The 12,103-nt window shown below is 75.2% G+C and carries 14 protein-coding genes; 4 read left to right on the top strand and 10 right to left on the bottom strand.

Going from position 1 to position 12,103, the window contains the following annotated elements; genetic code table 11:
• Positions 1-72 precede the first annotated feature (72 nt).
• Complete coding sequence (locus ACFYXU_RS29805) at positions 73-477, top strand: hypothetical protein (RefSeq protein WP_389407778.1); 405 nt, start codon at positions 73-75, stop codon at positions 475-477.
• Positions 478-944: 467 nt separating this feature from the next.
• Here ACFYXU_RS29805 and ACFYXU_RS29800 read toward each other — a convergent pair whose 3' ends face one another.
• From ACFYXU_RS29800 to ACFYXU_RS29785, 4 genes are all read right to left on the bottom strand, one after another.
• The gene (locus ACFYXU_RS29800; protein WP_389407777.1) at positions 945-1,313 is read right to left on the bottom strand and encodes a VOC family protein; all 369 of its coding nucleotides are present in this window, start codon (positions 1,311-1,313) and stop codon (positions 945-947) included.
• Between the two features lie 7 nt (positions 1,314-1,320).
• Entirely contained in the window at positions 1,321-1,779 is a 459-nt protein-coding gene (locus ACFYXU_RS29795) for a universal stress protein (protein ID WP_389407776.1), read from the bottom strand.
• A gap of 78 nt (positions 1,780-1,857) precedes the next feature.
• Positions 1,858-2,481 carry an FMN reductase gene (locus ACFYXU_RS29790; protein ID WP_389407775.1) on the bottom strand — a complete coding sequence of 208 codons (624 nt, stop codon included), beginning with the start codon at positions 2,479-2,481 and terminating at the stop codon, positions 1,858-1,860.
• A gap of 4 nt (positions 2,482-2,485) precedes the next feature.
• A complete protein-coding gene (locus ACFYXU_RS29785) occupies positions 2,486-3,565 on the bottom strand; it encodes an LLM class flavin-dependent oxidoreductase (protein ID WP_361395785.1) in 1,080 nt (359 codons plus the stop codon).
• Positions 3,566-3,821: 256 nt separating this feature from the next.
• On the opposite strand from ACFYXU_RS29785, the gene cbiE reads away from it, so the two are divergent.
• Positions 3,822-5,045, top strand: a complete 1,224-nt coding sequence (gene cbiE, locus ACFYXU_RS29780) for a precorrin-6y C5,15-methyltransferase (decarboxylating) subunit CbiE (protein ID WP_389460820.1) — start codon at positions 3,822-3,824, stop codon at positions 5,043-5,045.
• Entirely contained in the window at positions 5,042-5,791 is a 750-nt protein-coding gene (cobM, locus tag ACFYXU_RS29775; protein WP_329854946.1) for a precorrin-4 C(11)-methyltransferase, read from the top strand. Before cbiE ends, cobM begins: the two co-directional genes overlap by 4 nt.
• Positions 5,792-5,815: 24 nt before the next feature.
• Here the strand turns inward: cobM and ACFYXU_RS29770 are convergent, their stop codons facing one another.
• From ACFYXU_RS29770 to ACFYXU_RS29760, 3 genes are all read right to left on the bottom strand, one after another.
• Positions 5,816-5,890: a 50S ribosomal protein bL37 gene (locus tag ACFYXU_RS29770; protein WP_099895366.1), complete on the bottom strand. Its 75-nt coding sequence runs from the start codon at positions 5,888-5,890 to the stop codon at positions 5,816-5,818.
• Between the two features lie 129 nt (positions 5,891-6,019).
• Positions 6,020-6,583, bottom strand: a complete 564-nt coding sequence (locus ACFYXU_RS29765) for a GNAT family protein (protein WP_329854942.1) — start codon at positions 6,581-6,583, stop codon at positions 6,020-6,022.
• 146 nt (positions 6,584-6,729) lie between these two features.
• A complete protein-coding gene (locus ACFYXU_RS29760) occupies positions 6,730-7,857 on the bottom strand; it encodes a cobalt-precorrin-5B (C(1))-methyltransferase (RefSeq protein WP_389407774.1) in 1,128 nt (375 codons plus the stop codon).
• Positions 7,858-7,869: 12 nt separating this feature from the next.
• Here ACFYXU_RS29760 and ACFYXU_RS29755 point away from each other — a divergent pair, with 12 nt between their 5' ends.
• On the top strand, positions 7,870-8,616 hold the full coding sequence (locus ACFYXU_RS29755) for a cobalt-precorrin-6A reductase (RefSeq protein WP_389407773.1): 747 nt from the start codon (positions 7,870-7,872) through the stop codon (positions 8,614-8,616).
• A gap of 75 nt (positions 8,617-8,691) precedes the next feature.
• Here ACFYXU_RS29755 and ACFYXU_RS29750 read toward each other — a convergent pair whose 3' ends face one another.
• From ACFYXU_RS29750 to ACFYXU_RS29740, 3 genes are read right to left on the bottom strand one after another with little or no spacing between them, the layout of a single operon-like run.
• Positions 8,692-10,185: a precorrin-2 C(20)-methyltransferase gene (locus ACFYXU_RS29750; protein ID WP_376508373.1), complete on the bottom strand. Its 1,494-nt coding sequence runs from the start codon at positions 10,183-10,185 to the stop codon at positions 8,692-8,694.
• Positions 10,182-10,817, bottom strand: a complete 636-nt coding sequence (locus ACFYXU_RS29745) for a precorrin-8X methylmutase (RefSeq protein WP_376508536.1) — start codon at positions 10,815-10,817, stop codon at positions 10,182-10,184. The genes ACFYXU_RS29750 and ACFYXU_RS29745 overlap by 4 nt, the downstream gene beginning before the upstream one ends.
• Positions 10,818-10,831: 14 nt before the next feature.
• The gene (locus ACFYXU_RS29740) at positions 10,832-12,082 is read right to left on the bottom strand and encodes a cobalamin biosynthesis protein CobG (protein ID WP_389461126.1); all 1,251 of its coding nucleotides are present in this window, start codon (positions 12,080-12,082) and stop codon (positions 10,832-10,834) included.
• Positions 12,083-12,103: the final 21 nt, after the last annotated feature.

Here is a 12,103-nt window from a genome sequence, read left to right as displayed (position 1 = left end):
CGTCCGGCGCGGGTGTGCCCTGGAGGGTGCGGGACCGCCAACCAGGGGGGCGAGAGACGAGGAGCTCCTGCCATGGCCGCACACGCAGCGGCGCCCACCGGGCGCCGGATCAGCTTGAATGGCTGGGGAGCCCCGGTCACGATCGGAATCCTGTACGGCCTCTACACCGCGACCAACGCGCGCGAGGGCGGCCCCTGGGGTCTGGGGCAGCTCTGGGTCGGCCTCATCTCGGCCGTCGTCCTCACCGTCGCGATCTGGGCCCTCCGGCACTACGGACACGCCCTCCCGCGCGAGTTGCGCGGCGCGGCGTGGGGGGCGCTGGTGGGCATCTCGGTCGGGTTCCTGTACAGCCTCACCGGGGCGAGCGTGCTCTCGTCGAGCGGTCTGGGGCTGATGAGTGGGGCGGTGTCGGGGGGTGCGGCGTTCTATCTCTTCTACACGCACGAGGACGGCCGGGGGCGTGCGGCGGCTTGGTGACGCGCGCGCAGCGCCCGCGCCCGCGGGGGCCCGCGCCCGCGGGGGCCCGCGCCCCGGGCCCCCGCGTGCCCGCGCCGCTGTGCGGGCCTTCGCCTCGCGCCCGTGTGGGCCGCGGCCCCGCCCTCGTGGGGGCCTTCGCCCCGCGACCCCGTGTGCCCGCGCGCGTGTGGCCCCGTCGCCCGAAGCCCGTGTGGGCAATCGTCCCGCAGGGCGGGACGGGTGGGCACACGGGACGGCGCCCTCTCGCGGCGCCTTCGCGCTCCGCGCCCTGGCCCGCACCACCGGGTGCTGCACCTGGTGGTGCGGGTTCAGGCGCTACGGCCTCTGGCGCCGGCAGGGCGCTGGTCCGTTGTGCCCACCCGTTCCGCCCCTTGCGGAACGCCTGCCCACAACGGGGGCGGCGGGGGCGCCTGCCCGCAGCGGGCCGGGCGCGCCGCCCACAACGGCGGGGCGCGGCCCACAACGAGTCAGGTGCGGGGGGTCGTCTGCTGGATCGACCAGCGGTTGCCGTCCGGGTCGTGGAAGTAGACGAACGACCCCCACGGCTGGTCGTCGATCTCCGTGACCTCGATCCCCCGGCCGCGCAGATCCGCGTGCGCCGCCTCGATGTCGGTCACCACCACCTGCATGTTGTCCAGCGAGCCCGGCACCATCTCCGTGATGCCCTTGCCCAGGGCGATGGAGCAGGCGGAGCCGGGCGGTGTGAGCTGGACGAAGCGGATCTCCTCGCTGACGGTGATGTCGTGGTCGGCGTGGAAGCCGACCTTCTCGTAGAAGGCCTTGGCCCGGTCGATGTCGGTGACGGGCACGCCGATCAGTTCGAGCTTGATGTCCATGGGGGCATCATGCGCCGGGATCCGTCCCGTCGCTCCCCGTTCCGCCCCGCACGACGACGACCGGGCACGGCGCGTGCTGGGTGACGTGGGAGGAGACCGAGCCGAGGACCGCCGCCTTGAAGCCGCTGTACCCGCGGTCGCCGACGACCAGCAGCTCCGCGCCGGACGCCGCGTCGACGAGGGCCTGCGCGGCGTTGCCGCCGACCACCGTACGGGTGGCGCCGGCGGCCTGCTCCGGGGTGAGGGTGGCGTCCAGCGCCTGGTCGAGGATCTGCCCGGCGAGCTGCTCGGGGTCGAACTGGAGCGGGACGCCCGGCATCACGCTCGCCCAGACCGCCGGGTACTCCCAGCTGATCACCGCCTCCAGGGTGTCCCCGGTGAGGGCCGCCTGCGCGGCGGCCCACTTCAGCGCCTTCAGGGCCGGTTCCGATCCGTCCACGCCCACCACGATCCTGCCGCCGGCCATCGCCGACCTCCGTTTCGCTGTCGGGAACCCGAGGGGCCCGAGGCCTCCCGGGGCTCCCTCACAACGTAACAAAGGCGATCAATCCAAGCGAAGGTCGGCCAACTGCTTCTCGAACGGGACGATCTCCTCCTCGTCCTCCCGGCGGGCGGGCCGCGCCGCGACCGTGTCCGCGAACTCCTGGCCCGCGCGGGTGATCCGGGCCGGCAGCCCGTCGGTGTACGCGTCGCCGCCCGAGCCCCAGTCCTCCGAGGCCGCGTAGACCGCGGTGGGGACGACGAGGGCCCGCAGGTAGGCGAAGAGCGGCCGCAGGGCGTGGTCGAGGACGAGCGAGTGGCGGGCGGTGCCGCCGGTCGCGCCGATCAGGACCGGGGTGCCGGTCAGCGCGGCCGGGTCGATCAGGTCGAAGAAGGACTTGAAGAGACCGCTGTAGGAGGCCGTGAAGACGGGGGTGACGGCGATGACGCCGTCCGCGCCCGTCACCGCGTCGACGGCCTCTTGGAGCGCGTCCGACGGGAAGCCGGTGACGAGGTTCTTCGCGATGTCGACGGCCAGGTCGCGCAGTTCGACGACCTGGACGTCGACGGCGTACTCCTGCTCGGCCAGCCGGTACCGGGCCGCCTGGAGCAGCCGGTCGGCGAGCAGCCGGGTGGACGAGGGTGCGCTCAGCCCGGCGGAGACGGCGACGATCTTCAGGGTCCGCATGGCGTCAGACCTCCTGGGACGCGAGGACGGCGGGGTGGAGCGGGGCGGTCTCGGGCACGCCGGCGGGGCGCAGGTTCGCGAACTCCTTGCGCAGGACCGGGACGACCTCCTCGCCGAGGAGGTCGAGCTGCTCCAGGACGGTCTTGAGGGGCAGCCCGGCGTGGTCGACCAGGAAGAGCTGGCGCTGGTAGTCGCCTGCGTACTCGCGGAAGGACAGGGTGCGTTCGATGACCTCCTGCGGCGAGCCGACGGTCAGCGGGGTCTCGCGGCTGAACTCCTCCAGGGAGGGGCCGTGGCCGTAGACCGGCGCGTTGTCGAAGTACGGGCGGAACTCCCGTACCGCGTCCTGGGAGTTCTTCCGCAGGAAGACCTGGCCGCCGAGGCCGACGATCGCCTGCTCGGGGGTGCCGTGGCCGTAGTGGGCGTACCGCTGCCGGTAGAGCCGGACCATCTTCTCGGTGTGCTGCTTGGGCCAGAAGATGTGGTTCGCGAAGAAGCCGTCGCCGTAGTAGGCGGCCTGCTCGGCGATCTCGGGGGAGCGGATGGAGCCGTGCCAGACGAAGGGCGGGACGCCGTCGAGGGGGCGCGGGGTGGCGGTGAAGCCCTGGAGGGCCGTGCGGAACTTGCCCTCCCAGTCGACCACGTCCTCCCTCCACAGCTTGTGGAGGAGCGCGTAGTTCTCGATGGCGAGCGGGATCCCCTGCCGGATGTCCTGGCCGAACCACGGGTAGACGGGGCCGGTGTTGCCGCGGCCCATCATCAGGTCCACGCGGCCGTCGGCGAGGTGCTGGAGGGTCGCGTAGTCCTCGGCGATCTTCACCGGGTCGTTGGTGGTGATGAGCGTGGTCGAGGTGGACAGGATCAGGCGCTCCGTGCGGGCGGCTATGTGCCCGAGGAGGGTCGTCGGGGAGGACGGGACGAACGGCGGGTTGTGGTGCTCGCCGGTCGCGAAGACGTCGAGCCCGACCTCCTCGGCCTTGAGCGCGATCGCGACGGTGTTCTTGATGCGCTCGTGCTCGCTGGGGGTGCGGCCGGTGGTGGGGTCGGTCGTCACGTCGCCGACGGTGAAGATCCCGAACTGCATCGTGCTCACCTCTCGCGTTCCTGGCTAGTGGTTGAAGCTTAAACTATCCCGCTCAACGGTGCCACCCCGTCGTCTATTCCGGCCGGTGCCGCAGGGCGCGGACGGCGGCCGGGCCGGGGGCGGGCCGAGGCGCGGACGGGGGCCGGGCCGGGGCGCGGACGAGCTTCGGAGAGGGGCCCCGGCGGCGCCCGGCCGGGCCCCCGAGTGGGGCCCGCCACGTACCGGCGGAACGCGGCCCTCACGTAAAGTCGCGCAGGTGAACGGTGCGATAGCGGTCGTCGGAATCGGCGCGGACGGCTGGGACGGGCTCCCCGAGAGCTCCCGCCGCGTCCTGCGGACCGCCGAGGTCCTCGTCGGCGCCCCCCGCCAGCTGGCCCTCCTCCCCGCCGACTGCGCGGGCGAGCGGATCACCTGGCCCTCCCCGCTCCGGCCCGCCGTCCCCGGACTGCTCGCCGCCCACGAGGGCCGCGCGGTCGCCGTCCTCGCCAGCGGCGACCCGAGCTTCCACGGCATCGCCCGCACCCTCGCCGAGACCGTCGGCGCCGACCGGCTCCGCGTCCACCCGCACCCCTCCTCCGTCTCCTACGCGTGCGCCCGCCTCGGCTGGCCCCTGGAGGCCGTCGAGACCGTCTCCCTCGTCGCCCGGCCGCTCGCCGCGCTCTCCGCCGCCCTGCACGACGGCCGCCGCCTGCTCGTCCTCAGCGAGGGCGCCGGGACCGCCGCGCGGGTCGCGGAGCTGCTGCGCGCGACCGGCTGGGGCGGCACCCGGATCCGCGTCCTCGAACAGCTCGGCGGCCCCGGCGAGCGGCTCCTCGACGGGACCGCCGCCGACTGGCCCCACGAGCGCACCGACCCGCTGAACGTCCTCGCCCTCGACTGCGCGCGCGACCCCGGCACCCTCCGGCTCGGCACCGTGCCCGGACTCCCCGACGCGGCGTACGAGCACGACGGCCAGCTCACCAAGCGGTACGTGCGCGCCGCGACCCTCGCCGCGCTCGCCCCCGCCCCCGGCGAACTCCTCTGGGACATCGGCGGCGGCTCCGGCTCCATCGGCGTCGAGTGGATGCGGGCCCACCGCTCCTGCCGGGCGATCGCCGTCGAGCGGTCCCCGGAGCGGGCCGCCCGCATCGCCCGCAACGCCGACGCCCTCGGCGTCCCCGGCCTGGAGGTCGTCACCGGCCCCGCGCCCGCCGCCCTCGCCGGCCTGCCCACCCCCGACGCGGTCTTCATCGGCGGCGGCCTCACCGCCCCCGGACTGCTCGACACCTGCTGGGACGCCCTGCCGCCCGGCGGCCGGCTCGTCGCCAACACCGTGACGCTGGAATCCGAGGCGCTGCTCGCCGACCACTACCGCCGCAGGGGCGGCGAACTGGTCCGTCTCGCCGTCTCCACCGCCGTGCCCGTGGGCGGCTTCACCGGCTGGCGCCAGGCCATGCCCGTCACGCAATGGTCCGTAACGAAGGGTTGTACAGAGGAATGACCGTCTACTTCATCGGCGCGGGCCCCGGCGCGGCCGACCTCATCACCGTGCGCGGCGCGCGGACCCTCGCCCGGTGCGGGGTCTGCCTCTACGCCGGCTCCCTCGTCCCCACCGAGCTGCTCGCCGAGTGCCCGCCGGACGCGAAACTCGTCGACACGGCGCAGCTGGACCTGGACCGGATCGTCGCGGAGATCACCGCCGCCCACGCGGCCGGCCACGACGTGGCCCGGCTGCACTCCGGCGACCCGTCGGTGTTCAGCGCGGTGGCGGAGCAGATGCGGCGGCTGGACGCGGCCGGCATCCCGTACGAGGTCGTGCCGGGCGTTCCCGCGTTCGCGGCGGCCGCGGCGGCGCTCAAGCGGGAGCTGACGGTCCCGACGGTCGGCCAGACGGTGATCCTCACGCGCATCGCCCAGCAGGCCACCCCGATGCCGGAGGGCGAGGACCTCGCGACCCTCGGCCGCAGCGGCGCCCTGATCGTGCTGCACCTGGGGGCGCGGTACGTCGACCGGATCGTCTCCGAACTCGTCCCGCACTACGGCGCGGACTGCCCGGCCGCGGTCGTCGCGATGGCGAGCCGGCCGGACGAGGTGGTGCTGCGGGGGACCCTGGAGGACATCGCGGACCAGGTGAAGGAGGCCGGGATCACCAAGACGGCCGTCATAGTCGTGGGCCGCACGCTGGCGGCGTCCGAGTTCCGCGACAGCCACCTGTACGACCCGGCCCGGGACCGCCACACCTGCTGACGGTCCCGTCCGCGGCCCGGTGCCTCAGGCGTTGGGCCGCTTGCCGTGGTTCGCCTTCTTCTTCTTGCGGGCCCGCTTCTTGTTGCCGCGCTTCGCCATGGGAACTCCTCCTTCTCGTAGGGGACTCCTGCGGGGTCGAGCCTAGGCACGGGAAGGAGGACGCGCATCCGGTTCGACGGTTCCGAACGTCAGTGCGGGGGCCGGTGCGAGGAACAGGGGCGCGCGTACTCAAGGTCTGACGGCGGCCGTCCCCGACCACTCCGGCGCCAGGACCGACATCACCGTCGCGTCCACCCGCTCCCCCTCCCACAGCAGCGCGCCCCGCAGGACGCCCTCGGCGCGGAAGCCGGCCTTCTCGTAGGCGCGGCGGGCGCGCGGGTTGAAGGCGTACACCTCCAGCCAGATCCGGTACAGGCCGAGCGCCTCGAAGCCGTGGCCGACGATCAGCCGGGTCGCCTCCGTGCCCAGGCCCCGGCCGACCGCGTCCGGGACGAAGGCGATCCGGAAGGCGCAGCTCTCGTTGCCGGGGTCCCACTCCAGGAGGACGGCCTCGCCGACGACCCGGCCGGTGGCCCGCTCGACCACGGCGAGGTCCAGCCGGTCGTCCCGCGCGCCCCGCGAGCCGTACCAGGTCACGAGCGCCGCCTCGTCGAACCGCGTGTGGCTCCCGGTCAGCCGCATGACCTCCGCGTCCTCGAACAGCGGCAGCAGCGCGGGCACGTCCGCCGCGGTGACGGGCCGGAGGACCACCAGGTCGCCGGTGAGGGTGGGCTTGTGCGAGAAGTCGGTCATCCGGGGATTCTCGGCGCGCGGTCACCCGGCTGTCGTCCGGTTTTTGGGCCCGCCACCGTCGAGCGGGCAGCTGTCGTCCGGTCCACGGCCCGCCACCGACGGGCGTCCGGTCCACGCCCCGCCACCGACGGGCGGTCACCCCGCTGTCAGCCGGTCCACGGCCCCGCCACCGACGAGCGGCCCACCACCGTGCCCGCGCGGTCGATGCAGATGACGTCCACCGCGACCGGGGCGCCGCGCAGCACCGTCAGGGCCTCGTCGCGGGCGCGGGCGGCGACCAGGTCGCCCAGGGGGACGGCGGCGGCCTCGCAGAGGCGGAGGGCGGCGAGGCCCGTGTTCGCGGCCGCGATCTCGGCCGCGAGGGGCTCCGGGGCACCGCCCGCGCGGGCCAGGTCCGCGAGGAAGCCCTTGTCGACCTGGGAGCGGGCCGAGTGCAGGTCCAGGTGCCCGGCGGCCAGCTTGGACAGCTTGGCGAAGCCGCCGCAGATCGTGAGCCGGTCGACGGGATGGCGCCGGATGTACTTGAGGACGGCGCCCGCGAAGTCGCCCATGTCCAGCAGGGCGATCTCCGGAAGGTCGTAGATCTCCCCGACCGTGCGCTCCGACGTCGATCCGGTGCAGCCCGCCACGTGGGTGAGGCCGCCCGCGCGGGCCACGTCGACGCCCCGGCGGATGGAGTCGATCCAGGCGGAGCAGGAGTACGGGACGACGACGCCGGTCGTGCCGAGGATCGACAGGCCGCCGAGGATCCCGATCCGGGGGTTCCAGGTGGAGCGGGCGATCTCGGCGCCGTGGTCGACGGACACGGTGATCTCGACGTCGCCGCTCCCGCCGTGCCGGGCGGCGACCTCCGCCACGTGCGCCCGCATCAGCTGCCGGGGCACCGGGTTGATCGCGGGCTCGCCGACCTCCAGGGGCAGCCCCGGGAGGGTGACCGTGCCGACGCCCTCGCCCGCGCGGAAGACGACGCCGGAACCGGGCGGCAGGAGCCGTACCGTCGAGCGGACCACGGCCCCGTGGGTGACGTCCGGGTCGTCGCCGGCGTCCTTGACGACGGCGGCCATCGCCGAGCCGTCCGCCAGGGACTCGGCGGTCAGCGCGAAGGAAGGCGTCTGGCCCTTCGGCAGCGTGATCGTCACCGGGTCGGGGAAGTCGCCGGTCAGCAGCGCGGTGTACGCGGCGGTGGTGGCCGCCGTCGCGCACGCGCCGGTCGTCCAGCCCGGCCGCAGGCCCGTGTGCTTGAGTTGGGCCTCACGCCCGCCGCCTGAAGTCACGAAGAGGCTCCTGTGCACATACTCATTCTCGGCGGGACCACCGAGGCCCGCGCCCTCGCCGGACTGCTGCACGGACGGTTCCGGGTCACCAGCTCCCTCGCGGGACGGGTGGCGAGCCCGCGGCTGCCGGCCGGGGAGGTGCGGATCGGCGGGTTCGGGGGCGTCGACGGGCTCGTGGACTGGATGGCGGGACACGCCGTGGACGCGGTCATCGACGCCACCCATCCCTTCGCCGAGCGGATCAGCTTCAACGCGGCCCGGGCGGCCGCCACCGCCCATGTTCCCCTGCTGGCGCTGCGCCGTCCCGGCTGGGTCCCGGTGGAGGGCGACGACTGGCGGTCGGTGGCGTCCCTGGAGGAGGCGGCCCGGACGCTGGACGGTCTGGGCGACCGGGTGTTCCTGACGACGGGCCGGATGGGCCTGGCGGCCTTCGCGGACTGCCCGCAGTGGTTCCTGGTCCGCTCGGTGGACGCCCCCGACACGGCCGGGCCCGCGCGCACCGAACTGCTCCTGGACCGGGGGCCCTTCACGCTGGAAGGGGAGCGGGAGATCCTGGCCCGCCACCGGATCGACGTCGTGGTGACGAAGGACAGCGGCGGCGCGGCGACGGCCCCGAAGCTCCGCGCGGCCCGCGAGGCGGGCCTCCCGGTGGTGGTGGTCCGCCGCCCCCCGGTCCCGGCGGGCGTGACGACGGCGGCCTCCCCGGAGGAGGCCGCCGCCTGGGCCGCCGCTCGGCCGGGGGCGTCCCGAGCACGGTGACCCCGGCCCGGTGCGGGGTCCTGTCGTACGCGGCCGGGGCGGTGCCGGCCGGTAGCGGCGGGCGGACCCCGCCGGTCAGCCGTACCGTCGCGGCGTCCACGTGATCGTGCGGCCGTCGCCCCGTTCGGCCGACCGGGTCTGCGAGGAGCCGATCAGCAGGAGGGTGCGCATGTCGACCTCGGAGGGGTCCAGGGTCTTCAGGGTCAGGATCCGGACCGACTGCTCGGGGCCGCCGACATCGCGGGCGACGACCACCGGGGTCTCCGGGGCGCGGAGCTCCAGGAGGAGCTCGCGGGCGGCGGCCACCTGGTGGGTGCGGGACTTCGAGCCCGGGTTGTACAGGGCGATGACCAGGTCGGCGGAGGCGGCGGCGCGCAGCCGGGCCTCGATGACGTCCCACGGCTTGAGCCGGTCGGACAGGGAGATCGTCGCGTAGTCGTGGCCGAGGGGGGCGCCCGCCGCCGCCGCGGCCGCGTTCGCCGCGGTCACCCCGGGGAGGACCCGTACGGGCACGTCGGCGTACTCCGGTTCGCAGGCGACCTCCAGGACCGCCGTCGCCATGGCGAAGACGCCCGGGTCGCCGCCGGAGACGACCGCGACCTTCCGGCCGCGCCGGGCCAGGTCGAGGGCGAACTCGGCGCGCTCGGACTCCACCTTGTTGTCGGAGCCGTGGCGGATCTGGCCGGGGCGCAGGACGGGGACCCGGTCGAGGTACGTCGTGTAGCCGACGAGGACGTCGGCGTTGACGAGCGCGCCCCGCGACTCGGGGGTCAGCCAGGGCGCGCCGGCGGGCCCGGTGCCGACGACGGTGACCTCGCCGGTCTCCCGCGCCGGGGGCTCCTGGTCGACGCGGGAGGGCAGGACCGCGACGGAGAAGTACGGGACGGACTCCGGGTCCACGTCCGTCAGCCGCTCCGTGCGCTCGCCCTTCATGAAGGCGCGCTCCACGTAGCGGGCGTCGTCCAGCCGGCCGGCCCGCTCCAGGGCCCGCCGCACGGTCGGGAAGGTGCGGCCCAGCTTCATCACGACCGCCGAGTCGGTGCCCGCGAGGCGGGCCGTCAGCTCGTCCTCCGGCAGGGTGCCGGGGATGATCGTGAGGACCTCCTCCGCCTCGCACAGCGGCTCCCCGAGCCGGGCGGCGGCGGCGCTGACCGAGGTGACGCCGGGCAGGACGGTCGTGTCGTAGCGGTCGGCGAGCCGCTTGTGCATGTGCTGGTACGAGCCGTAGAAGAGCGGGTCGCCCTCGGCGAGGACGGCGACGGTGCGGCCGGCGTCGAGGTGGGCGGCGAGGCGGGCCGCGGCCTCCTCGTAGAAGTCGTTCAGGGCGCCCCGGTAGCCGCCGGGGTGGTCCGTGGTCTCCACCGTGAGCGGGTACATCAGCCGCTCCTCGATGTGGTCCTCGCGGATGTGCTCGGCGGCGATGGAGCGCGCGATGGAGCGGCCGTGGCGGGCCGAGTGGTAGGCGATGACGTCGGCCGCCGCGATGGCCTTCACGGCGGCGACGGTCATCAGGTCCGGGTCGCCGGGGCCGAGCCCGACGCCGTACAGCTTGCCGGTCACGGGGCTCATGCCTGGATCTCCGCTTCGTGGGCGAGGGCGTTGATCGCGGCGGCCGTGATCGCGCTGCCGCCGCGCCGGCCCCGGACGACCAGGTAGTCGAGGCCGAGGGTGTTCTCGGCCAGGGCGTCCTTGGACTCGGCGGCGCCGATGAAGCCGACGGGTATGCCGAGGACGGCGGCGGGCCTCCCGGCGCCCTTCGCGATCATCTCCAGGAGGTGGAAGAGGGCGGTCGGCGCGTTGCCGATGGCGACGACGGAGCCTTCGAGGCGGTCCCGCCACAGCTCCAGGGCGGCGGCGGAGCGGGTGGTGCCGAGCTCGGCGGCGAGGGCGGGCACGGCCGGGTCGGAGAGCGCGCAGAGCACCTCGTTGTCGGCGGGCAGCCGCTTGCGGGTGACGCCGCTGGCGACCATCTGGGCGTCGCAGAGGATCGGCGCGCCGGCGCGCAGGGCCGCGCGGGCGTTCGCGACGACCTGGGGGGAGTACGCGATGTCCTGCACGAGGTCGGTCATGCCGCAGGCGTGGATCATCCGGACCGCCACCATGGCGACGTCGGCGGGCAGGTCCGCGAGGTCCGCCTCGGCGCGGATCGTGGCAAAGGACCGGCGGTAGATCTCCGTCCCGTCCTTCTCGTAGTCGAACATCCTGGTGCTCTCGCTCATCTCGTCGTGCGGGCCTTGGTCACTGCGTCGGGCAGGGCGGTACGGGGGGTGGGGACGCCGTCCACCCGGTAGCTGTCGTCGCCGGTGGCGAGGACGTCGGTCCAGGCGCCGTGCGGGTGTCCGCAGCGGCGCTCGCACCCGGAGAAGTGCACGGGCAGGACGGGACGGGCGGGGTGTCCCGGCGGGCCGGGGCGGCGCGCGGCGGGTCCCGGGGCGGCGTCGGCGCGGACGTCGGCGAGGGACTTCGCGCAGCCGGGCCGCCCGGTGCAGGCGGTGACCCCGGCCCAGGGGGAGTCGGGGCGGGTGATCAGCCCGGCCGCGTCGAGCAGGGGCAGCAGGCCGGGGTCCGTCCCGGCCACGACGACCCCGCGCCAGGGCGTGAGGCGCACCTCGTCGGCGGGGAGCAGCGCCCGCAGCCGGGCGGCGGTGAGCCGGCCGAGCGGGGCGAGCACGGAGAGGGCGGCGGGTCCGAGGACGCCGGGCGCGGGGGGAGGGCCGTGCGGGAGCGCCGGCGCGGGGACGGGCTCCCCGGCCACCCCGCACTCCGCCAGGTCCACCCCGTACCCCCGGGGCAGCTCGCGGACCCGCCAGGCGCCGGTGCCGGCCTCGGCGGCCGCGGCCAGGAAGCCGCCCGCCGCGGCCAGGGCGGCCGAGGGCGCGTCGGAGGCCGCGAGCCGGACGGCCCGCCCGCCGACGTGCAGCTCCGCCGCCCCGCCGCCCACTGCGACCAAGGTCACATCCCCGCCGAGTCCGGCGACGTCTCCCCGGCCGTCGTCGAGGACGAAGAGGAACCGGCCGGAGAGCGCAGACGCCCACGGCGCGGACAGCAGGTGGCTGTCGAGCTCACGGGCCCACAACTGCACGTCGGACGCGCCGAGTCCGTCGAGGCCCGAGGCGGGCGAGGCGACGATGTTGCGGACGCGCTCGTGGGTGGGGGAGGGCAGCAGGCCGGCCTCGGCGAGGAGCGCCGCCAGCTCGGCCCCGCAGTCGTCGGCGAGGCCGCGCAGCTCCGCGTTGCCGCGCGAGGTGATGCTGAGCCGCCCGTCGCCGAGGGTCTCGGCCGCGTCCGCCAGGACCTCGACCTGATGAGCCGTCAGGCGACCTGCGGGCAGCCGCAGTCGGGCCAGGCGTCCGTCGTCGGCGGAGTGCAGGCGCAGCGCCCCGGGGCAGGCGTCGCCACGGTCCCGTACGCGCGGTTCGCCCGGTTCGGGCACCGGGGGTGGGGTGGGCGGCATGGCGGCGAGCATACCCACGGGGAACCGGCCGGC

Source organism: Streptomyces sp. NPDC002232 (assembly GCF_042890295.1).
GTDB lineage: Bacteria > Actinomycetota > Actinomycetes > Streptomycetales > Streptomycetaceae > Streptomyces.
This window is presented reverse-complemented; position numbering and strand designations above follow the sequence as displayed.

Excerpts from the sequence above, each read along its gene's own strand:
- ACFYXU_RS29785 (WP_361395785.1), bottom strand. The coding sequence starts at position 3,565 with ATGCAGTTCGGGATCTTCACCGTCGGCGACGTGACGACCGACCCCACC.
- ACFYXU_RS29765 (WP_329854942.1), bottom strand. The coding sequence starts at position 6,583 with ATGACCGACTTCTCGCACAAGCCCACCCTCACCGGCGACCTGGTGGTC.
- ACFYXU_RS29805 (WP_389407778.1), top strand. The coding sequence starts at position 73 with ATGGCCGCACACGCAGCGGCGCCCACCGGGCGCCGGATCAGCTTGAAT.
- ACFYXU_RS29800 (WP_389407777.1), bottom strand. The coding sequence starts at position 1,313 with ATGGACATCAAGCTCGAACTGATCGGCGTGCCCGTCACCGACATCGAC.
- ACFYXU_RS29790 (WP_389407775.1), bottom strand. The coding sequence starts at position 2,481 with ATGCGGACCCTGAAGATCGTCGCCGTCTCCGCCGGGCTGAGCGCACCC.
- ACFYXU_RS29795 (WP_389407776.1), bottom strand. The coding sequence starts at position 1,779 with ATGGCCGGCGGCAGGATCGTGGTGGGCGTGGACGGATCGGAACCGGCC.
- ACFYXU_RS29750 (WP_376508373.1), bottom strand. The coding sequence starts at position 10,185 with ATGAGCCCCGTGACCGGCAAGCTGTACGGCGTCGGGCTCGGCCCCGGC.
- ACFYXU_RS29745 (WP_376508536.1), bottom strand. The coding sequence starts at position 10,817 with ATGTTCGACTACGAGAAGGACGGGACGGAGATCTACCGCCGGTCCTTT.
- ACFYXU_RS29740 (WP_389461126.1), bottom strand. The coding sequence starts at position 12,082 with ATGCTCGCCGCCATGCCGCCCACCCCACCCCCGGTGCCCGAACCGGGC.
- cobM (WP_329854946.1), top strand. The coding sequence starts at position 5,042 with ATGACCGTCTACTTCATCGGCGCGGGCCCCGGCGCGGCCGACCTCATC.